Below are 21,093 nucleotides of genomic sequence, written 5' to 3'. Positions count from 1 at the left end.
GTACGACGGCAATGGGGGCGGAGCCGAGAACAGTGCCAAGTCCGGAATTGCGCGATTCGTGTCCGGACCTGACGGGCGGAGCAATCCACGTGTAACACCGCTGAAACCCACTGGTACGAAACTGATTTCAGCGTAGCTCGCGCCGAAGTCGAAGCGAGCCATCCCCTCAGATTCTCGAAGGTGAGCCATGGATTCTCGGACAGCCTTGACGCTGAGCATCGGCGTGCTTGGCGGCGTGGCAGTCGCATTCACTGCTGAAGTCATCACAGTGCCCATCTGGGTGGTGTTCCTGGCCTGGGCATCGTTCTTCTTCGTCGGAGGCGGCGTGGCCGGCTGGGTCCGTTCGGTCTCGTCGAACCTCGTCGGTGTGGTGATCGCTTCCGCCAGCCTGTATGCCGCCCATCTGATGGGCGGCGGCCTGCTGGTCACTGCCGTCGCCGTGGGCGTCGGCAGTGCAGTGATGGTGCAGGCATCCTGGGTGCCGCTGCTGGCCACCACCCCGGCCGTCGTCGTTGGATTCGCCTCCACGGTGTCGACGGTCGCCGGGCGGGGCAATGACATCACCGTGACCACCATCTCGCACCCCGGCCTGGTTGCCGCCGTGGCCTGTGTCCTCGGCGCATCGTTCGGTTTCTTCTCCGAATACCTCGCGACGGTCATGACCAAGAAGCCCGCTGCGACCCCGTCCACAGAAGGAAGCCCTGCCTGATGAAACTGCAGCACTATCTCGGCGGCCTCGAGGGGTTGCCCGAGCCGCTCACCTTGGAGAAGCGAGTCTTCGTCGAGGACTGGGAGAAAAGGATCTTCGGCATCCATGTCGCGATGATGGGGTTGTCCAACCATCTCGGATCGGCGTTGCCGGAGTACCCGATCGATGAGGTACCCACCGCGTTCAAAGACGAGTGGACGTGGGCCGACCTGCGCACCGGCGCAGAGGCGATGAACCCGTTCGACTACTTCAAGTTCCGCTATTACGAGAAGTGGTTGGGCGGCATCACCCAGTTCTTCATCGACAAGGGCTACGTCACCGAAGAGGAACTCGCCGATCGGATTGCCGAACTGACCCCGCCAGCAGGCGAGGATCTGCCGGCCATCGACGATCAGGTGATCGCCTATCTCCGCCTCGGCGACAGCCCGCGCCGCGACGTCGCGCACCCGAAGTTCGCGGTCGGCTCGCAGGTGCGTATCACCAACGTCCCTGCCGACGCGCACAGCCGACTGCCGGGATACCTGCGTGATCGGGTCGGCGTTGTGGAACGGGTCTTCGAGGGCGACTACGGCTACTTCACCCATACCGGCGACGGGATCGGTGACCCGATGCCGATCTACATCGTCGAATTCGACCCGGCCGAAATCTGGGGTCCGCGCGCCGAGGGCGGCCCGCAGAAGCTCTACGCCGAGCTGTTCGAAGCCTATTTGGCACCGATCGAGGAGGAATCATGACCGGCCAGTTCGCCTACCCGCCCGACCGCGAGGAGATCAGCGCCAAACAGGTGACCGCCTTGGAGGCGCTGCTCATCGAAAAGGGCGTCATCACACCGCAAACCGTCGACAAGGTGCTCGCCTACTTCGAGACGGAGATGACCCCACTCAACGGCAAGAAGATCGTCGTCAAGGCGTGGACCGATCCGGAATTCGCCGCCAAGATCGTCGTCGACACCCCGGCGGCCGTCGCCGAACTGAACCTGCCCGAGGGTATGGCCGGTGCCGAGGGTGAGCACCTGCAGGCCGTCGCTAACACGCCCGGGGTGCACAACCTGGTGATCTGCACGCTGTGCTCATGCTTCCCGTGGCCGGTGCTCGGGTTGCCGCCGTACTGGTACAAGGATCCGACATTCCGGTCACGGGCCGCGCGGGAGCCGCGCAAGGTGCTAGCCGAGGTCGGAGTCGATCTGCCGGCCGACACCGAAATCAAGGTATGGGACTCCAGCGGCCACTCGCGATGGTTCGTCATCCCCGAAAGGCCGGAGGGCACTGAGGATTTCACCGATGAGATGCTGATGGATCTGGTGACCACCGAGTCGATGATCGGCGTGGCGTTGGCGGGTCCCGCGTGATGAAGCTGCACGAGACCTGCACCACCGACCAGGCTGCCCCGCAGTTCGACCACGAATGGCAGCGCCGGGCATTCGGGTTGGCCCTCGCCCTCTCGGAGTTCCGGCACTACCCGTGGAGTGAGTTTCAGCAGACCCTGATCGCGACGATCGGGGAGTGGGAAACCACCCCGGAACCCGAACGGGGGCAGTGGGAGTACTACGACCACTGGGTCGCGACGCTCGCGAAGCTCGTCGACCGCCACGAGCTGCTGACCGCCCCGCTGCTCACCGACGCCAATGATCACGCCATCGCCCACGACCACGATCACGATCACTAGAACTGCGAGGACTTGAGATGAACGATGCCAACCCCGCCCTCGGTGCGCCACTCGCCGATCTGCGTGCAGCAGCTACCAGCCTCGCCGTACCGGTCCAGCTGGCCGTCCTGACCCTGCTCGCGGTCATCGCCTACTACTTCGTCGGCTACGACCAAGGCGCGGTGTCCGTGTTCGGTTCGGACACCCATGTTCACGAGTTCGTGCACGACGCGCGACACCTGCTGGGCTTCCCGTGCCACTGAACGTCGAATTGCCGCCCATGTTGCGGTATCTCGTGCCCGGTGTGGTCGGCGGCATCGTCAGCTTCGCGTTCAGCCGCGTGATGATCGAGCCGTTGATCAGTTCGGCCGTGGACTACGAAGGGCAACGCGAGCACGCGCAGGCCCAGCTCGCCGGAAGTGATCACGAGCATGCCCACGAGCTGTTCAGCCGTTCGGTCCAGGAGAACTTCGGTGCCGCAGTCGGAATCATCGCGATGGCGGTCGCGATGAGCGTGCTGTTCGCGGTGGCCCACAACGTGATTCGCACCGTGCTGGAACGGCGAGGCGCCACGCCCGATCCCACCGCCCTGGCCCTGTTGCTCTCGGCGGGTATGTTCACGGCGATCGCGTTGGTGCCGGGCCTGAAATACCCTGCGAATCCACCGACCGTCGGGCTGGAAGAAACCATCGGTGCCCGAAGTTCGGCGTTCCTGACGATCACCGTGATCTCGGTGGTGGGTGCGTGTGTCGCGGTGGCAGCCGGCCTGGCGTGGTCGCGTCGGTGGGGAAGTTGGCCGGCTGCTGCCGTCGCGGTCGGCGGTTACGGCTTGGTCATGCTGGCGGCCTTCGTATGGTTGCCCGGTTTCCATGAGGTTCCGGGACCGATTTCCGGGCCGGATGGCGTGCTTGTCGACGGCTTTCCCGCCCAGGTGCTCGGGGACTTCCGGGTGTATTCACTGCTGAACCAGGCGTTGATGTGGCTGACGATCGGTGCGACCGGGGCATGCCTGTCGGCGTTGTCATCGTCGATGCGACGCAGGAACGGACTGTCGTCGCTGGCCACGGTCGGTGGGCCGCACGGGGATGCTCGTCGCCAACGGGAGTGATCAGCGCCGGTGGTCTAATGGCCCGCGCCGCACAGGGTGCCGTCAGGCGGAGGCAACGTCCAAACAGCAAAAGATTTTGGCCAAGTCATGACTCACACCTCCACCCCGCCGGACCGGTGACCTCACTCACGGCGATGCGGCACGCGCGTCGTCCGGCAGCCGTGGCCGATCGTCACGAGTGGGAGTCCGGTTCAGACCATGAATCGAGCCCTCTGCAGTCACCACATCCGACGGCGGTGAGAGATTCATGGCAGGAGGAATCGCAAGAATGCTGCTAGGTGAGTCGGGTTCCGCCATCGACTTTGACAACCGACAGGCGCCACTGTGCTGGACGCATCGAGCCCATCGTCGGCCTGTATCCGTTCGGTCGCGTGGCGCTCAGTGGATGGCGGTTCCGTGCTCCTCGTCGATGCGGGTGGTGACACCGGTGGCGAGGTCGGTGCGCGTCACGTCTATGGATGCGTAGGTCCAGAAGATGTGCATCTCTTCGGTGGCTGAGGTGTTGTGGAAGTAGTGGCGGATACCTGCCGGGATGAAGGAATTGTCGCCCGCCGAGACGGGATACGCGACACCGTCGATGTGCGCGACAGCAGATCCCTTGATGACGAGGACGCTTTCGTCGCAGTTGTGGATGTGCTCGGCTATTGCGGAACCTGGGCCGAATACGGTGATTCCGTTAAGGAATTGCTGTGATCCGACTTGCTGGGAAACCAGGGGTACGGTGCTGGCACCGCCACCACGTTGGTCCGCGATCTGTTTCGAAATGCGAATCGTGTTGGAAGGCACAGCTACTCGCCAGGTGGCCGCAGCTGCCCGTACTGACGAAGGGATACGGCGCGTGTTCGCCGACCTGCGAGACCGGTTTATAGAGGTGGCCCAGGATGACTCGACGCCGGTGGACAGCGACCGCTTCTACGAGCTCACCGAAGCCTACGACCAGGCGATCATCGCCCACGCGGCTAACCAATACCTGTCGCGGATCATTGGAGAGCTTCGACCGCATAGCGCCCGGCTGCGTATCATCGCCCACTCACCGAAGCGGCTCGCGCAGTCACGCGACGAACACCTCATTCTGTGCAGAGCAATCGTCGAGGCTGACCCCGACGCCGCGGCCGCCGCCTGCGTCCTACATCTGCGTCATACCGAAGAGACCATCCTCGCTGCCGTGATGGAGTCAACGCGCCGCATGCAGGTGGATCTCATCTCGATGTGACGGGATCCAAGGAATATAAGTCGGGGGAGGATCGTCTTGTCCAGGCCCCAAGGGCGGACCGCCAGGACGCAAACCGTCTGAGAGCTGGCCTGACCTATCGATGCGGCAGACTCTCGGACAGGTCTTTGTCGATGAACAGAGCTACCTACCGCAAAGGCGCACAGGTAGTTCCGTTGATACGTGTATCGGCGGATCAGGTGCGCGCTGATGCCGGGCGAGTGAGGTGGCCGCCGACGATTGTTGCGGTGACATCGGAGGATCGCGCGACGAGGGGTAGTTGGTCTGGCCGCGCGCCGCGTGTCCGGGGTGTTCGCACATCGACCTCGACGGCGTCGAACGGCAGGCCCACGGCAAGTCCGGGGGAACGCCGACGGCCCATCGTCAGCCCGAGGGAGCGCAGGCCACCAAGCGAGCCCGCTTGCCACAGCATGTCGGGCGAGAAGACGCCGCGCCGCCGGAACCGTAGCCGCTGATCGAGCTCGAGTCGACCGAGCTCCTCCCACGGATCGATGACGGCGTGCTGGTCGGATCCGATCGCCAGACCGGCGCCCGCCGCGAGCAGTTCGGGCGCAGGCCCGATCCCGTCGCCGAGATCGGCCTCCGTCGTCGGGCACATCACCACGGTCGTCCTCGCATCTCCCAGCAGACGGATGTCGTCGGCGGTCAGGTGCGTCGCATGCACGGCCGAGAATCGCGGCGTGAGCATTCCGCAGTCCGCGAGCAACCCAACCGGCGTGACGCCGTACGCAGCCATACACGCGTCGTTCTCGGCAGGCTGCTCCGAGACGTGTGCGTGCACGGGCACATCACCCGGCAGGTGCTCCACGATCACAGCGAGGTCTTGCCGTGAGACCGCGCGCACCGAGTGGATCGCCGCACCCAGCGTCACCAATCCCCGGCCCGCCGCGTCGAGCCTGTCGCGCAAGGCGTGCCAGCGTTCCAGCCAGCCGTACACATCCGAGTCCCCGAACCGTCGCTGCCGGTCGTCGAGGGGTTGGCCAATGCCGCCCCGCAGATAGCACGTGTCCAGGAGGACGAGCCGGATACCGGCCGCCGTCGCGGCATCGGCGAGCGCGATCTCCATGTCGTGGCACGGATAGCGTGTTCCGTCGGGCAAATGGTGCACGTAGTGGAACTCGCCGACGGCGGTGTATCCCGCGTCCCGCATCTCGGTGAACACTTGCTCGGCGAGGTCGCGGTAGCTCTCCGGCGACAGCCGAGACGCGATGTCGTACATGCGGTTTCGCCACTGCCAGAAGTCGCCGCCATCGGCGTGGGTATGGCCGCGCAGATCTCGGTGGAAGGCGTGGGAGTGCGCGTTGACGAACCCGGGCACGACGACGTCGAGCTGGACGTCACCGGGGCGCTGGTCGACACCGGCCTCCAGCCCGGTGACCATCCCGCGGTCGAGCGTCACGCGCACGTCGCCGGCGAATACACCGTCGACGAGCGCGAGGCGACAGTGATACGACAGATCCGGGCCGGTCACGGAATCGGTTCTCCTGCCAGGTCGCGCAGTGCTGCCGCCAGACCTCGGGCACCCTCTTCGCAGTCTTCGTCGCGCGCACTCTCGCCCGGGGCATGCGATACCCCGGTCGGATTCCGTACGAAGATCATCGCGGCAGGAAGGTAGGCGGACAGGATGCCCGCGTCGTGGCCGGCACCGGTAGGTATGGCGGGTGCGCCCCCGATGGCTCTGGCCACCCGCTCGGTCAGAGCCTGATCGAAGGTGACCAGCGGTGAGAACGACTCCTCCTCGACTTCGAGGACGCACTCCTCGTTCGCCACACATTTGTCGATCAATTCGATGGTTGCCGACAACTGCGCACGCACGTCGGCGTCGGAGTGCGCGCGGATGTCGAGCCACGTGTGCACGCGTGAGGCGATGACGTTGGTGCCGTTGGGCGTCACCGAGATTCGGCCCACCGTACCGCGTGCGGTGGGGTGTTCCAGCGCCGTGTTGCGGACCACCAGCGCAGCTGCGGAGGCGGCGACGACGGGATCACGTCTACCCGCCATGGGAGTGGTACCGGCGTGATTGCCCTCGCCGGAGATGGTCAGCCGCCACCTGCCGTGCGCCATGATCCCGGATGCGACGGCCAGTGGAAGCCCGCGATCCTCGAGGTCCACGCCTTGTTCGACGTGCAGTTCGACGAATGCGTCGAGGAGAGCGAGACGGTCGGGATCCGGGCCGATACGCGACACGTCCATACCCGTTTGGCGCCAGGCTTCTTCAAGAGTGACTCCATCGCTGTCCACGCGGACCAGCGCGGCGTCGGCGGTGATCTCTCCCGTGAGCAGCCGCGTGCCCAGGCACGGCATGCCGAAGCGGCTGCCTTCCTCCTCGGTGAAGGCGCAGACGGCGAACGGCCGGCTGGGAACCCAGCTCTCGGCCCGCAGGATCGCCACAGCCTCGAATGCACTTGCCAGCCCGAGTGGGCCGTCGTAGGCGCCCCCGCCGGGGACCGAATCGAGGTGGCTGCCCGTGGCAATCGCACCGGGGCCGGAGCGGCCCCACCATGCCCACAGGTTGGCATTTCCGTCGGTCTCGACCGCCAGGCCGAGGTTGGTGGCCGAGCGGACGAACCAGTCCCGCAGCGCCATTTCAGCCGGATCGAACAAGTGACGCGAATAGCCTCCGCGCACCGGATCGCGGCCGATCTCACGAATCTCGTTGAGTCTCTCAAGAACCGACATGGCTCACCCCCTGGACGGGTCGCGGTTGCGCCGTCGGTGCGGTGATCTCGTGTCGGTCAGGGCGACATATGGTCGGCATTGCGGTCAGGTTCGTTTCTCTCGAAGGCTTGCGGTGATGGATTCGGGCGTCAGGATTGCGCGAAGAAGGCGGTCAGTTCCGCAGCGACCGTCTCGGGCTGCTCGAGAGGGCCGGCGTGTGCCGCGCCGGGAATTGCCCGGACGCTGCCGTTCTGCACCTCCCGGGCCAACTGCCGCGACCGCTGTTCGGGCACCAGTTGGTCGTACTGGCCCCACAGCGCCAGGACCGGAGGTGTCACCTCGGGCAATCGCGCGGTGACGTCGTAGTCGGCGAGCGCTTCGCACGCGTAGGCGTAGCTGAGGTCGTCGGCGTCGAGGAGTGCGGCCAGAGCCCGCTCGATTCGCTCAGGATGGTCGTGGGTGCCGGGGGCGAACCAGCGCTGGCGGGATCCGGCTGTCAGTGACGCAGTGCCGTTGGCGCGCACCGATGCGGCCCGTTGCGCCCACGATTCGGGTGAGTCGACACTGGATCCCGCTGCGAGGATCGCAGCCCCGGCGGTCTTGTCGGCGTGGCTGAGCGCCAGCTCGATGCCCACCGTGCCACCGATCGACACGCCCGCATAGAAGAATCTCTCGACACCGCGAGCATCGAGGTGTCCGACGACGGCATCGGCCAGGTCGCCGATCGTGAATGGGTTTGCAGCGCTGGGTGAATCACCATGTCCGGGGAGATCCCAGCAGATCACCCGGAACGACTGCGCGAGCAGTGCAAGCACGTCTGTCCACAGCGCGGCGGAGGTGCCCAGGGAGTGCCCGAGTACCACGACCTCCGCGTCGGGGTCGCCGACTGGATCAGTGAAATGTATTGCAGGGATTGGCATGACCTTGTCTTGGGATGTTCGCCCGTACGTCGCGGGGGTAGTTGAATTCGGGTGCGGGTGCGCCCTCTGCGCTGCTGGGTCATTCGACGTGTTGCAGAAACGTCTTCGTTCGTTCCGAAGTCGGTGCGTCGAGAAGGTCGACAGACGTGCCGATTTCCGCGATCTGGCCGTTGTCCATGAATGCGATCCGGTCGGCGACGTCGCGGGCGAACCGCATCTCGTGGGTCACCACCATCATCGTCATGCCGCCCTCGGCAACTCGGCGCATTACGGCGAGCACCTCGCCGACCAATTCCGGGTCCAGCGCGCTCGTCGGTTCGTCGAACAACATGAGCTTGGGCTCCATGGCCAGGGCGCGAGCGATGGCCACCCGCTGTTGCTGCCCGCCGGAGAGGTGTCGCGGATAGTAGTTCTGCAGGTGCTCGAGGCCGACGTCGGCCAGCGCGGCCGTCGCTCGTTGCACAGCTTCGCGTTTCGGGAGTCCGCGGACTTTGATCAGGCCGATCGTGACGTTCTCGAGGGCGGTCAAGTGAAGGAACAGATTGAAGTGCTGGAACACCATGCCGATGTGCTCCCGGTAACTCGCGGTCTCGGACTCGCTGGCTTCGTGCAACTCACCGTTTCTGACCACGGCACCCGCGAACCGATCGTCCACCCGTATGTATCCGCCGTCGATCTGTTCCAGGTAGTTGACACAACGAAGCAACGTGCTCTTTCCCGAACCGGACGGACCGATGAGACAGAGCACTTCGCCCTTGGCGACCTCGAGATCGATTCCCTTGAGGACCTCGACATCCCCGAAGCGCTTGGTCACGCCGTCGATGGTGACAAGGTTTGGTCGTGTCATAGGGTCGCCTCCACCCGCCGCTGCTGGGCGGATCTGGGCGCAGGCCCCCCGGACATGGAATACCTCTTCTCCAGAAAATGCTGTCCGAACGTCGCGCAGGTAACCAGTACCAGGTACCAGAAACTCGCGACCATCAGCAGCGGTATGGTCTGGAAGTTGGACCCGTAGATCTGCTGGGCCCGGGTGAGCAGGTCGCCGCCACCGATGACGGCCACGAGGGCACTCGCCTTGAGAAGGCTGATGAATTGATTGCCGGTGGGCGGAATGATCACCCGGATGGCCTGCGGGATGACGATCGTGCGCATGGCAAGTCCTCGTTTCATGCCCAGGCTGCTGGCGGCCTCGCGCTGGCCGCCGGGCACCGACATCAATCCCGCTCGGATTATCTCCACCATGAAAGCGCCTTCGTGAAGCGACAATCCGATGATCGCGGCGGTGAACCCGGTGATCAGTGTGTTGGTGTCCCAGCTGTGCTCGCCGAAGCCCACGCGGGGGATGAACAGTGCGGCGTTGAAGCAGATGAGAAGCAGGATCAACAACGGAAGGCCGCGGAAGAAGCCCACATACGCCTTCACGAGCGTGCGCAACACCGGATTGCGGGACTCCCCGAGGAGCGCCAGCAGGCAGCCGATGGCAACGGCGAATACCTGGGAAACCAGCGATAATTCGATGGTCACGAGCACACCTTGCAGGATGGGCTCGGAGAACAAGTAGTGCGCGAAAACCGGCCATCCCATGTGTTTGTTGGTCGCGAACTCATAGACCACGAGGGCGGCCAACAACGCCGCCACGAGCCCACTGACCCAGTAGCTGCCATGTCTTCGCGGAATGGGCTTCGCGTGGGGATCACGCACCTCGATATCGAGTGCAGAAACGGTCATCTGTGCACCTCCTTCCTATGATGTTCGCATGCTGGTGGATCACATTCTGCTGTAATGGCATTCGCCGGATCTCGGCGTCGGGTGCCATCAGAATCCGCAGGCTCCACAGGGTTCGGGTACCTTCAGCGGCCGGGTGGTCGCCAGGTTGATACCCGGCTCCTTCAGGCCATCGTCCTGGACGCCCCATTTCGCCATCACCTTGTCGTAGGTGCCGTCCTTGACGATGGCTTCGAAAGCTCCGAGGAGAGCCTGTGCGGTGCCGTCGGCATCAGGCGCGACGACCACGCCGACATACGTGCGAGACAACAGGGGATTGGGCGTCACCTTGAACATGTCGCCGGTGGTCTTGGCCTGCCACGCTCCGGTCGCGGTGTTGGTGACGGCGAAGTCGATGCGGTTGGACTGCAGCGCGGTGTTCTGATCGCCCGCGGAGGTGAACGAGGTGACCTCCACCGGCGGCTTCCCGGCTTGCACGCAGTTCTTGTTGAACAGGTCGACGTCCGTGACGAACTCGGTGCCGGTCTGTACACCCGCTTTGAGTCCGCACAGACTCAGTGGGTTCTCACTGATGCCTTTCGAACTGTTCGACGTGGTCAACACGCTCTTCGTCGCGTAGGCGTAATCAACGAACTTAACCGCCTTTTCGCGTTCCACGTTGTCGGTGATGCATTCCATCGCCGCAGGGAAGCGGCCGCTCTGCACGCCCGGTAGCAGGCCGTCGAAGGTGATCGCCTTCTGCTCGATCTTGACCCCGAGTCGAGGTGCAATGGCCATGAGCAGGTCGTGGTTGAAGCCGTCGATCTCACCTGACTCCGTGGTGAGGTCGCACGGCGGGTACTGCGGGTCGGTTGCCACGGTCAGGACGCCGGAGTCTCGAACCTGCTGGGGAAGCTTGTCATGCAGCTCGGAAATAACTGCGGCGGTGGAGCTTTCGGTAGCCTCCTGGGCGGATTTCGGGGAACCGCAGCCCGAGACGAGCAGTGCTGCCGCCAGGGCGGAGGTTGCGGCTGCGGCTGCGGTGAGCTTGTGGGACGTGGGCATCAAAGGCTCCTAAGCCATTCGGAGGACCGATGTGAACAGAAATATTCAGGAATATGAAAAACGTATCAGCAGGTATGCAACGCGGCAAGACGCAAATGTGGTCGACACATACTCGTTTCACATCGGTAACACGGTGCCCGGTCAATCTCGACTGACGTGGGTAAATAGACAAACGTCTGCCGAGACGCAACAGGGGTGAGCACCCGGCGTGCTCACCCCTGTCGTTTCTGCGCCGACCGCGTCAGGCTGCGCCGTCGAGACTCACCCCGACGATCGTGCTGAAGGCGCCCGCGAGAACGTCCGCGGCGATACTCTCCATTTCCGGCGCCATGATGCGGTCATCCTGGAGGAACTCCGCTCTCGACCGGACCAGCTCGTAGGACGGCCGGTTCGCCGGTGCGGCGTGTCCACCGTTTCGAAGATCCAAACCCTGTGCGGCGCTGAGTAATTCGATAGCCACGACGTAACCCGCGTTGCGCACCATGGCTCCCAGGCGCAACGACGCGTGCGTCGCCATGCTCACGTGGTCTTCCTGGCCGGCGGAGGTGGGAATGCTGTCCACACTGTTGGGCGTTGCTTTGGCGCGGTTCTCGGCGACCAGTGCGGCGCTGGTGACCTGGGCCATGATGAACCCGGAATTCAACCCCGCATTGCCGACCAGGAACGGCGCCAGCCCGCTCATGGAGGCATCCATCAGCATGGCCTGCCGCCGCTCCGAGATCGACCCGATCTCGCAGACCGTCATGGCAATGATGTCGGCTGCGTAAGCGATGGGCTGGCCGTGGAAGTTGCCGCCCGACAGCACGACTCCGTCATCGGGGAACATCAGTGGGTTATCGGAGACGGCATTGACTTCCTGTTCGATGGTGCGTGCGGCGAAGGCTAGAAGGTCGAGCGCTGCGCCCATGACCTGCGGCTGGCACCGTAGGCAGTACGGGTCCTGGAGCCGGCGCCCGTCGAACTCGATGTCGAGCACGCTGCTGTCGTCGACAAGTCGGCGCAGTGCCGTCGCGACGCGGATCTGGCCGTCATGGCCGCGGACCTGCTGGATCCGATCGTCGAGCACCGTCTGCCGCCCGGCCGTTGCTTCGAGGGTGAGCGCTCCCGCGGCCAGGCCGGCGTTGAACACGGCCTCGGCGCCGAGCAATCCGCGCAGGGCGATGGCGGTGGACGCCTGAACACCGTTGAGCAAGGCGGTGGCCTCCTTCGGCCCGAGCACCAGGGGTGCTATCCCGGCCCGGGCCATGCCGCTGACGGCGTCGTAGGTGACCCCGTCTATCCGGACCTGGCCTTCGCCGATCATGGCTCCGGCCATATGTGCCAGCGGGGCAAGGTCGCCGGACGCCCCCACCGATCCCTGCGACGGGATCACCGGCAGCACATCGGCGTTGATGAGGGCCTGCAGCATGGTGGCCACCTCCACGCGAATACCGGAATGGCCCCGGGCCAGACCGATCAGTTTCACCACGAGAATCGCGCGCACAATGTCGTCGGGAAGTGGGTCACCCACACCCACCATGTGCGAGAGGACCGACCTGCGCTGCAACTCGGCGAGATCATCGGGCGAGATCCGCCGGTCGGCCAGCTTGCCGAAACCGGTGTTGACGCCATAGACGACATCTCCACGGCCGATCGCATCAAGGATGACCTGGTGTGCGCGGCGGATGTTCTCCAGCGCGTGATCGGTGAGTTCCACGCGCACCGGTCCGTGGAACACGGGTCGCAGCTGATCGAGGTTCAAGCGTTCGCCGCTGATGGTGATGGTGGACATGGTCTGATGTGACTCCTCGTGGTCATAACTCCGGTGGCGATGCCGAGATGTGCAGGACCGCATCAACGAAGGCGCCGCTGTCTGCCGTTTCCGTGGCCGGCTAGCGGTGCGGACCGGCGCTCCTGCCTATATGCAGAAAAACATTCATTTGACGCACAAACTGTATCTTTCTCATGCAGGGCGGGCAACCTGCACGTATGGTTGGTCCCATGACTCGGTCGACGGCCGTCGTGCTTGCCTCGCGTCCGGACGGTGAGCCGACACCGGCGAATTTCCGTCTCGAAGTGCGTGACCTCCCTGCCGTCGGGCCGGGCCAGGCGCTGCTGCGCACCATCTACTTGTCCCTGGATCCCTATATGCGCGGCCGAATGGATGCAGCGAAGTCATACGCGAAACCAGTCGACATCGGCGCGGTGATGGAAGGTGGAACCGTATGCGAGGTAATCGAATCCACGTCCGATCAGGTGGCGGCGGGAGACATCGTTCTGGCGCATACGGGGTGGCAGACACATGCGGTCGCTGATGCTGTCGCCCTGCAGGTGATCGATCCGAGCCGAGCGCCCATCTCGACCGCGCTGAGCGTCCTCGGAATGCCGGCGTTCGCCGCGTACGTCGGGCTGACCGAGATCGGGCGACCAAGGCCGGGTGACACGCTGGTGGTGGCCGCCGCAGCAGGCGCGGTCGGCTCGATGGTCGGACAGATCGGGCGCCTGCTCGGCGCCCGCACCGTCGGGATCGCCGGAGGTCGCCGGAAAGTCGAATGGCTGCGCGAACTCGGGTTCGACGCCGCTGTCGATCACCAATCCTCCTCCTTCGCTCGGGATCTGGCGGACGCGGTGCCCGGCGGTATCGACATCTACTTCGAGAACGTCGGCGGCGCGGTGTGGGATGCCGTCTTCGATCACCTCAACGACTTCGCCCGCATCCCGGTCTGTGGCCTTGTCTCGCAATACAACCAGACAACCCTGCCGGCCGGCCCCGATCGCCTTCCGATGTTGATGAAGGCGATCAACACCAAACGGCTTCTGGTCCAGGGATTTACCCAGCGCGACTTCGGAGCGACACATCGTGAGCAGTTCCGGCGCGACGTGTCGCGCTGGCTGGCCGACGGAAACCTACGCTATCGGGAGGATTTCGTCGACGGGATAGAGAACGCTGTCGGCGCGTTCCTCGGACTTCTACAGGGCAGGAACTTCGGCAAGCTCATGGTCCGGGTATCCGATGACCCGACTCGCACGCACGCGGTCCGGGCCGGAACCTGATCGGACATGCCGCAGAGCCGTCAATCCTCGAAGACGTTCAATTCGACAGCGTGACCATCGAAGCGCTCCAGCCCTTCCTGCGCACGTCCGGGACTCGAATCAGCCATTGCGTGCAGCAGTGCGCTGGATACGATGTTGATCGCGGCAGAGGTGTCGAACAACAGGCCGCTGCCCACCTTGACCGTGATGAGCTCGTCGGTCTCGTGGCGCACCGTGGCGAATGATTCGTCGCTGAGCACCGCGACCTTCAGTCCGATCTGACGGGCATAGCGCACGAGTTCGCACGCCTCGCGGGGGTATCGCGGAAGTATGAAGAACAGGCACCACGAAGCCCCCTGGCCGAGAGCCCGGGCGATGGTCTCCTTCGCCTGGGTGTCGCCACGGTCGATGACGGTGATCCCCGGATGGACTTTCGCGCCGAGGTAGGCGAAATGTTCGGCGAACGAACGCGACACCCGAAGTCCCACCACGGGAAGAGGATGTGAAGACATGATGGCCGCACCCACCCGCGTGAGCTGTTCGCCCAGGCCGGAGTTGCTGAGCCACTGCAGATTTGCGATCTCCGCGCTGATCGCCTCGTCGAGCGGACTCACATCCTCGGTCTGCGGCGCGCGGTTCGACATCTCCAAATGGGCCCACTTCTGCAAGCCGCGCTTGAAGTCCGAGAACCGCGTATAGCCGAGTGCGGCAGCGAATCGTGACACGGAAGGCTGGCTCACACCGACCTGACGGGCGATGCTTTCACTGGTCAGGAACGCCGCTGAATCCCGATGGTCGACGATATAGCGTGCGATCCGGCGCTGGGCCGGGGAGAGCCGCGCTGTGCGTAGCCGATCGTAGATGTCGTGGGTGTCGTCACCGTCGAAGGCGTCGCCGGGCACGATGTCCGAACTCGCCGTCATTGCGGCACTCGTACGCCGCGGGTGCCACGTGCTGCCGCAACGCGCGAGAGCCTCGCGCCGTCACTGTCCGAGAGAATGCTCAGCAGTAGTGCTGCGGTGGGGTCCGGGTCGCTCACATTGGGGGAGTGCCGCGCGTCGATGTCGTGGACGGAGCACAGCGGTGTGTGCTCAGCGATGCGTGGTGCCCAGTCCCGCTCCACGAGGTCATCTTTCAACCCACTCACCAACGCGAGCGGTACCGCGACATATCGTAGATTCGACGGATACGGGTCCGCGCTCTTGGGCGTGCCGGAGAACGGTGTGACGATGCCTGCGGCGGCGACGGCGCGGTAGTGCGCCGGGCTGACCGCATTCTCCATTCGGAGGTCGACATGATCTTCGATGCCGTCGAAATCGCCGGTGAGAAGGTGCACGATGCGCAGCATATCCTCGCGGGTGCCGTCGAAATGCGAAAGCGATTCCAGCGACTTGCTGGTACGGTACGGCCCGCCTGTTCCAGCGATGGACACCGCCGATCTCATGCGCCATGCGAACCAGGGCAACGTCGCAGCGCGAAGGGCCATGGCCCCGCCGAATGAGTTGCCGATGAGGTGCACGGTGTGGTCCCGTAGCCCGATCGCGTCGAGCAGATCGGCGATCTGCTGCAACCTGAATTCGTATGGCGCGACATCGAGCTGGACGAGCTTGCTCGAATGTCCGTAGCCGTAGAGATCTGGCGCGATCACGCGGTAACGTGCGGCCAGGGCCGGAATGACGCCGCGCCAGCTGGCTTCCGCAGATCCGCCCCAGGCACCATCGTGTAGCAGTACAACCGGGTCGGCACTCGGGTTCCCGGCGGAAAGAAAGCTCGTGTGTACGCCCCCTGAGGTGACCCGGTGTCGCTCTATGGTTGGCATCCGTGCTCCCGTCGATTCGGAACGTGAGGTGGTAGTGATCACGGGAGGAACTCGTAATCGTCTTCGTCGATCGACTGGGTGATATTCCAGTACTCGACATTCGTGTACGGCCAGATCTGGGACACTCGGCCATGTCTGTTCTGATACCACGTCTTGACATACGGTTGGCCCCACGCCATTTTACGGTTACCTTCGTCCACCCACCCGACGAAGCGATCGAGGGCCTCGGGCCGGACGTCGATCGCCGAGATGTCTCGCTCGAGGATCTCGCGTATCGCCGTGAGTGAGTATTCGGCAGCCCGCTCGAGCATGAAGTGCAAGCTGCCGGCGACGACACCGCCGACATTCGGGCCGTAGATCAGGAACAGGTTGGGGAATCCCGGAACAGTCACTCCGTTGTAGGCGCGTGCATCGCCGTCCCAGAACTCGTGGATCTCGCGGCCATCACGCCCGATCACCTCGACCTCATCCAGATAGTCGGATGGCTTGAATCCCGTTGCGTAGACGACAATATCGACGGGGTGTTCCCGGCCGGAGGCGTCGACGATTCCGTTCTCGGTAAAGCGATCGATTCCGGATGTGACCAGTGTGGTGTGGGCCGAGCGCAGTGCGGCCGCCCATACCTCATTGTCGCGGAGCATGCGTTTGGCGCCGGGCGGGTAGTCGGGGATCGCGTGCTCGAGAAGGTCGGGACGGTCCGCCAGTTGGGCGCGTACCCGTGCCGTGAGGTAGTCCCGAAGTTGCTGGTTCTTCTGCGAGATGCTCAGCGGGCTGCCGCTCCAATTCTGCTCTGCGGTAACCGTATGTGCCCGGCCGGGAATGCCGGTGAGAATGACCCACAGCCGGTACCACTGCGCGTAGTGGGGCACTTTGCGCCGCAGCCAGGTGAAGGCGTCGGTAACCGGATGGTGGTAATTCGGTGCGGGCAGCATCCACGGGGCACTGCGCTGGAAGACGACCAGCGAGTCCACTGTGTCGACGATTGCCGGCACCACTTGGTAGGCGCTCGCACCGGTGCCGATCACCGCGACGCGCTTACCCGTCAGATCGACACCGTGGTCCCATTCCTGGGTGTGCATGGCCACGCCGCGATAGCGCTCCGATCCGGCGATGTCCGGAATATTCGGTCGATCGAGCTGCCCTACCGCGCTGACTATGGCGGAGAACCGCCGGACCCGGTCGACACCGTCGGACCCACGGGTGGTGGCCAGCCATTGCCGAGCGCTCTCGACCCATTCCAGCCGAACCAGCCGAGTCGAGAATTCGGTCCGTCCGGTGATCCCGGCGCGCTCGGCGATATCGCGGAGATAGTCCAGGATCTCGCCGCCCTGCGCGAACTGATTGGGCCAGTCACTGCGCTGGGCGAAGGAATACGAGTAGCCGAAGGTAGGGGTGTCGAGCCGCACACCGGGATAGACGTTCTTGGCCCAGGTGCCACCCACCGAGGTTCCGGCTTCGATGAGAACGAACGGCACGCCGGCTTGCGAGTAGCGGAAGGCGGCGGCGATGCCGCTGACACCGGCGCCGACGATGAGTGTGCTGAATTGGCGGCCCCCCGCCACATCGTCGAAATTCCAGTCCGGCTTGCCGTCCTTGTGCTCTGCTATGTCGAGTTCGTGGGTGAGCATGTGTCGCCACTCGTCGCGTCCACCGGTGAGGTAGGCGAAGATCTCGCGGACAGTCGAGTCCGGCAGCATGTGCACGGACCGGATCGCGTCATCACGGATGGCCTTGAGGCCGGCCAGAGCCAAGGTGGCGGCCTTCTGCTGCTGGTCTTCGGTCATTCCTCCGTGCGGATGAGGCGCGGTGTCCATGGGAGGCAGCGGGGGAACGAGTTCCGCGGCGAGATAGCTGGTGTCGCGCAGGACAGCGGCGATCGCAGCCAAGAGGACCGGGAGCTCGGCACCGGCCACCATCTTGCGCAGGAACGCATCGTCTTCGACGATCCGCTCCGATCTGGCTTCCCAGTACAAGTCGTCGAACTGATCGGCCTCATCGGCATGGGGATCGGGAGTGCACGCCATATCGAGTTGGATCCTCTCCGTCGCAGTCGAGTCGACGTCGGTGGCGAACTCTTGCTCGGCTCGACGAGTTCTCCGTCGCCGCGCCATTTGCATAATCCTATGCGAAAATTGTCCGCACGCATAGAATGTCATCAAGTTGGTGGCGGTGCCCGTCATCGTGAAATACGAAGTGAGTGAGGAAGGTTTGATGAGCGTCTCGGCTGTCAGTGTCACGTCGTGGTTGGAGGGTTTCGGGAGAGTGTGGCGCGAGCGTGACGCCAAGGGTGCCGCCGAACTGTTCACCGACGACGCCAGCTACCGCAACAGCCCCTTCCTCGGCGAACCCTTCGTCGGCCACCCAGCCATCGAGGGTTTCTGGCGGGCGGCGGTCGCGAACGTCTCCGATGTTGACTTCCGCTACGGCGTTCCGGTGATCGACGGCGACCGCGTCGGCGTCGAGTGGTGGGCCACACTGAAGTCCGACGGTGAGGAGCACACGCTGGCCGGGAACTTCCTGCTGGCCTTCGCCGGCGAGCGCGTTGCCGATCTGCGGGAATCGTTCGTGAAGCAGAAGGGTACGCATCAACCACACCCCGGCTGGGGCGAATGATCCACGGGAGTCGGTCACCGGCGGCCAAGCATGTGGAGGCGATGTGGGCTCCGGACTAGAACGTCGAGCTGAGATCCTGATCGTCGGTGCGGGCGTGATCGGCGCCAGCGCGGCACTCGCGCTGGCGCGCGCGGGCCACGACGTGCTCGTCGTCGATCGCAACAGCGGCGTCGGTGACGGATCGACCGGATCCTCCGCGGGGATCATCCGGGTCCACGCCAGTGATGCGCAGACCTCGGCGCTTGCCGCCGATGCACTGTCGGTGTGGAACAACTGGCGGGACTTCCTCAATGCGGACAAGTGCGATGAGCTCGCCCGCTTCGTGCGGTGCGGATCGCTCATCCTGGATGCGGACAACGGCTTCGCAGACCAGGTGACCAGGGCGATGGAGGACGCGGGTGTCGCTTTCGAGCGCTGGACCCTCGACACCATGGGTGAACACTTCCCCTACTTCGACTTCCATCGGTTCGGCCCGCCCCGACCGGTCGATGACGAATCCTTCTGGCAGGAGCCGGCCGAGTATCTCGGCGGCGCCGTCTACACGCCGCAATCTGGATATGTCGGAGATCCCACGTTGGCGGCCGCCAACCTCATGCAGGCGGCGCAGCGCGCCGGAGCGCGGATTCAGCTGTCGGCCAACGTATCCGGTGTCGACGTCGACAACGGTCGCGTGGTGGGGGTGATCCTGCAGAACGGCGACATCCTGCGGGCCGAGGCAGTGCTTGTCGTCGCCGGCCCCCACACGGACGGCCTCATCCGGTCGATCGGGGCGACATCGGACTTCCGGGTCCGTACCCAGCGCATAAGGGAAGAGTTGCTCCACGTTCCGGCGCCACCCGGCTTGGATCTCGCGCTTCACGGCGTGCACCTCGTGGACGCCGACCTCAACATCAACTTCAGACCGGAACGCGGCGACGCGTTCCTGGTGGGAAGCAACGGTGATTGCCCCGACGAACAGACAGTCATCGACGACCCGGACGATTTCGATCAGCTCGTCACGCTATCGGCTTGGGAGCGGACGACCCTCAGACTCGCCCGCCGCATCCCGGATCTGGGCATCCCGCGTGTTCGCGCCGGAATCGTCGGTCTCTACGACGCGGCCGAAGATTGGCTACCCATTTACGACCGGACTTGCTACGACGGACTTTTCGTGGCGATGGCGACGTCAGGAACGCAGTTCAAGACCGCACCTCTCATCGGCGAGATGCTCCGGTTCATCGTCGAGTCCGAGTTGAACGGCCGCGACCACACCGCCGAGCCCTTCCGATGCCCGATCGGAGGTCGCGCGTACTCGACGGCACAGTTCTCCCGGCTACGGGATCCTCATGAAGGACAGGCCCGCGGATGAGTGATGTGAAATCCCTTGTCATCGATGAAATCTCAGAGCTGACGACCAACGGTGACGAACACGGGGGCAGGCTCACCGATGCCGCGCTGGTGATCGAGGGGAATCGCGTCGCCTGGGTGGGCTCGTCCGCCGCCGCACCCGCAGCAGATGAACGAGTCGCGCTCGGCGGCCGTGCCGTGCTGCCGGGCTGGGTGGACTCGCATTCACACATGGTGTTCGCCGGCGACCGTACAGCCGAGTTCGAGGCGCGGATGGCCGGCGAACCGTATGTCGCCGGGGGCATCAATCGCACCGTGCGCGCCACGCGCGCTGCCGGCGATGAGGAGCTGGAAGCGAATCTCACCCGACTCGTCGCCGAGGCGCGCCGCGGCGGAACCACGACGCTGGAAACCAAGACCGGCTACGGACTGACCGTTGCCGACGAAGTCCGAGCCGCACGCATCGCCGGGCGGCACACCGACGCGGTGACCTTCCTCGGAGCCCATGTCGTGCCCGAGGACCAGGATCTGCGGACATATCTCCAGCTGGTCAACGGACCGATGCTGGATGCGGTCGCGCCCCTCGTCTCGGCGGTGGACGTGTTCTGCGAGGCCGGTGCGTTCGACGAAGCGTCGGCGCGTCAGGTCCTTGAGGCTGCCAGGTCGCGCGGACTGGCGCGGCGAGTGCACGGAAACCAGCTCGGCCACGGGCCGGGCGTACGGCTGGCCGTCGAGTACCAGGCCCTCAGCGTGGACCACGTCGGATTCCTCACCGAAGACGACATCGACGCGCTGGCCGGTACGTGGTCGGCGAACCTGCGCGGGACAGTCGCGACCGTCCTGCCCGCTTGTGATCTATCCACCAGGATGCCGCTCGCACCGGCGCGCCGGCTGCTCGACGCCGGCATCGTCGTGGCGATCGCATCCAACTGCAATCCGGGCACCTCCTTCACGACGTCGATGGGCTATTGCGTGACGACCGCCGTCCTGCAGATGGGTCTGTCGGTCCAGGAGGCGATCCGCGCCGCGACGTTGGGTGGGGCGACGACGTTGGCCATGCATGTGGACGGCTGGACCGATGCGCACGGCTCGCCTCAGCCTGCGGTCGGTGCCCTGCGGGTGGGAGCGCGAGCGGATCTACAGGTGCTGGATGCGCCGTCCGTCGCGCACCTCGCATACCGCCCGGGTGTACCCCTCACGTGCGCCGTCTGGAAAGCCGGAGTTCGTCTCATTTGAGCAGTCATGCAATCGACACCTCATTCACCCCAACCCATTTGGAAAGAG

Annotated in this window: 22 protein-coding genes; 11 read left to right on the top strand and 11 right to left on the bottom strand. The window is 64.6% G+C overall.

Annotation, left to right across the window (positions count from 1 at the left end):
• Positions 1-187 precede the first annotated feature (187 nt).
• Genes QN239_RS30785 through QN239_RS30760 form a run of 6 tightly spaced genes read left to right on the top strand, consistent with a single transcriptional unit; the run spans position 188 to position 3,461 of the window.
• Positions 188-709 carry a DUF1097 domain-containing protein gene (locus tag QN239_RS30785; RefSeq protein ID WP_499016332.1) on the top strand — a complete coding sequence of 174 codons (522 nt, stop codon included), beginning with the start codon at positions 188-190 and terminating at the stop codon, positions 707-709.
• A complete protein-coding gene (nthB, locus tag QN239_RS30780) occupies positions 709-1,443 on the top strand; it encodes a nitrile hydratase subunit beta (RefSeq protein WP_499016331.1) in 735 nt (244 codons plus the stop codon). The genes QN239_RS30785 and nthB overlap by 1 nt, the downstream gene beginning before the upstream one ends.
• On the top strand, positions 1,440-2,057 hold the full coding sequence (gene nthA, locus QN239_RS30775) for a nitrile hydratase subunit alpha (protein WP_267291249.1): 618 nt from the start codon (positions 1,440-1,442) through the stop codon (positions 2,055-2,057). The genes nthB and nthA overlap by 4 nt, the downstream gene beginning before the upstream one ends.
• Positions 2,057-2,374, top strand: coding sequence for a nitrile hydratase accessory protein (locus QN239_RS30770; RefSeq protein ID WP_499016329.1), 318 nt, complete (start codon positions 2,057-2,059; stop codon positions 2,372-2,374). The genes nthA and QN239_RS30770 overlap by 1 nt, the downstream gene beginning before the upstream one ends.
• Before the next feature lie 17 nt (positions 2,375-2,391).
• Positions 2,392-2,616, top strand: a complete 225-nt coding sequence (locus tag QN239_RS30765; RefSeq protein ID WP_499016328.1) for a CbtB domain-containing protein — start codon at positions 2,392-2,394, stop codon at positions 2,614-2,616.
• A 17-nt stretch (positions 2,617-2,633) separates the two neighbouring features.
• On the top strand, positions 2,634-3,461 hold the full coding sequence (locus QN239_RS30760) for a CbtA family protein (RefSeq protein ID WP_499016326.1): 828 nt from the start codon (positions 2,634-2,636) through the stop codon (positions 3,459-3,461).
• A gap of 378 nt (positions 3,462-3,839) precedes the next feature.
• Here the strand turns inward: QN239_RS30760 and QN239_RS30755 are convergent, their stop codons facing one another.
• Complete coding sequence (locus tag QN239_RS30755; RefSeq protein WP_499016324.1) at positions 3,840-4,247, bottom strand: cupin domain-containing protein; 408 nt, start codon at positions 4,245-4,247, stop codon at positions 3,840-3,842.
• Between QN239_RS30755 and QN239_RS30750 the strand changes: the two genes are divergently transcribed.
• Entirely contained in the window at positions 4,225-4,674 is a 450-nt protein-coding gene (locus tag QN239_RS30750) for an FCD domain-containing protein (protein ID WP_499016322.1), read from the top strand. The two genes, QN239_RS30755 and QN239_RS30750, sit on opposite strands and share 23 nt — an antisense overlap.
• 193 nt (positions 4,675-4,867) lie before the next feature.
• Here the strand turns inward: QN239_RS30750 and QN239_RS30745 are convergent, their stop codons facing one another.
• From QN239_RS30745 to hutH, 7 genes are all read right to left on the bottom strand, one after another.
• Positions 4,868-6,163, bottom strand: coding sequence for a formimidoylglutamate deiminase (locus tag QN239_RS30745; protein WP_499016320.1), 1,296 nt, complete (start codon positions 6,161-6,163; stop codon positions 4,868-4,870).
• A complete protein-coding gene (locus QN239_RS30740) occupies positions 6,160-7,371 on the bottom strand; it encodes an allantoate amidohydrolase (RefSeq protein WP_499016319.1) in 1,212 nt (403 codons plus the stop codon). Before QN239_RS30740 ends, QN239_RS30745 begins: the two co-directional genes overlap by 4 nt.
• A 128-nt stretch (positions 7,372-7,499) precedes the next feature.
• Positions 7,500-8,270 (bottom strand): alpha/beta fold hydrolase, encoded by a 771-nt coding sequence (locus tag QN239_RS30735; RefSeq protein WP_499016318.1) that lies wholly within the window; start codon positions 8,268-8,270, stop codon positions 7,500-7,502.
• Positions 8,271-8,349: 79 nt separating this feature from the next.
• Positions 8,350-9,117, bottom strand: coding sequence for an amino acid ABC transporter ATP-binding protein (locus QN239_RS30730; protein WP_499016316.1), 768 nt, complete (start codon positions 9,115-9,117; stop codon positions 8,350-8,352).
• Positions 9,114-9,908 (bottom strand): amino acid ABC transporter permease, encoded by a 795-nt coding sequence (locus QN239_RS30725; protein ID WP_499016314.1) that lies wholly within the window; start codon positions 9,906-9,908, stop codon positions 9,114-9,116. Before QN239_RS30725 ends, QN239_RS30730 begins: the two co-directional genes overlap by 4 nt.
• Before the next feature lie 177 nt (positions 9,909-10,085).
• Positions 10,086-11,039 carry an ABC transporter substrate-binding protein gene (locus QN239_RS30720; RefSeq protein ID WP_499016311.1) on the bottom strand — a complete coding sequence of 318 codons (954 nt, stop codon included), beginning with the start codon at positions 11,037-11,039 and terminating at the stop codon, positions 10,086-10,088.
• Between the two features lie 241 nt (positions 11,040-11,280).
• Complete coding sequence (hutH, locus tag QN239_RS30715; RefSeq protein ID WP_499016309.1) at positions 11,281-12,810, bottom strand: histidine ammonia-lyase; 1,530 nt, start codon at positions 12,808-12,810, stop codon at positions 11,281-11,283.
• Between the two features lie 209 nt (positions 12,811-13,019).
• On the opposite strand from hutH, the gene curA reads away from it, so the two are divergent.
• Positions 13,020-14,072, top strand: coding sequence for an NADPH-dependent curcumin/dihydrocurcumin reductase (gene curA / locus QN239_RS30710; protein ID WP_499016307.1), 1,053 nt, complete (start codon positions 13,020-13,022; stop codon positions 14,070-14,072).
• A gap of 20 nt (positions 14,073-14,092) precedes the next feature.
• Here curA and QN239_RS30705 read toward each other — a convergent pair whose 3' ends face one another.
• From QN239_RS30705 to QN239_RS30695, 3 genes are read right to left on the bottom strand one after another with little or no spacing between them, the layout of a single operon-like run.
• Positions 14,093-14,974 carry a MurR/RpiR family transcriptional regulator gene (locus QN239_RS30705; protein WP_499016305.1) on the bottom strand — a complete coding sequence of 294 codons (882 nt, stop codon included), beginning with the start codon at positions 14,972-14,974 and terminating at the stop codon, positions 14,093-14,095.
• A complete protein-coding gene (locus QN239_RS30700; RefSeq protein ID WP_499016303.1) occupies positions 14,971-15,870 on the bottom strand; it encodes an alpha/beta fold hydrolase in 900 nt (299 codons plus the stop codon). The genes QN239_RS30705 and QN239_RS30700 overlap by 4 nt, the downstream gene beginning before the upstream one ends.
• 38 nt (positions 15,871-15,908) lie before the next feature.
• A complete protein-coding gene (locus QN239_RS30695; protein WP_499016300.1) occupies positions 15,909-17,981 on the bottom strand; it encodes a flavin-containing monooxygenase in 2,073 nt (690 codons plus the stop codon).
• Between the two features lie 100 nt (positions 17,982-18,081).
• Here QN239_RS30695 and QN239_RS30690 point away from each other — a divergent pair, with 100 nt between their 5' ends.
• Genes QN239_RS30690 through QN239_RS30680 form a run of 3 tightly spaced genes read left to right on the top strand, consistent with a single transcriptional unit; the run spans position 18,082 to position 21,045 of the window.
• Positions 18,082-18,483, top strand: a complete 402-nt coding sequence (locus QN239_RS30690; protein WP_499016296.1) for a nuclear transport factor 2 family protein — start codon at positions 18,082-18,084, stop codon at positions 18,481-18,483.
• Positions 18,484-18,526: 43 nt separating this feature from the next.
• On the top strand, positions 18,527-19,831 hold the full coding sequence (locus QN239_RS30685; protein ID WP_499016293.1) for an NAD(P)/FAD-dependent oxidoreductase: 1,305 nt from the start codon (positions 18,527-18,529) through the stop codon (positions 19,829-19,831).
• Positions 19,828-21,045 (top strand): amidohydrolase family protein, encoded by a 1,218-nt coding sequence (locus QN239_RS30680; RefSeq protein ID WP_499016291.1) that lies wholly within the window; start codon positions 19,828-19,830, stop codon positions 21,043-21,045. The genes QN239_RS30685 and QN239_RS30680 overlap by 4 nt, the downstream gene beginning before the upstream one ends.
• The last annotated feature ends 48 nt before the right edge of the window (positions 21,046-21,093 follow it).

It is taken from the genome of Mycolicibacterium sp. Y3, from assembly GCF_051188035.1.
GTDB classification, from domain to species: Bacteria; Actinomycetota; Actinomycetes; order Mycobacteriales; family Mycobacteriaceae; genus Mycobacterium; species Mycobacterium fluoranthenivorans.
Note: the sequence above shows the minus strand (reverse complement) of the source record. Positions and strands in the feature narration are given on the sequence as shown.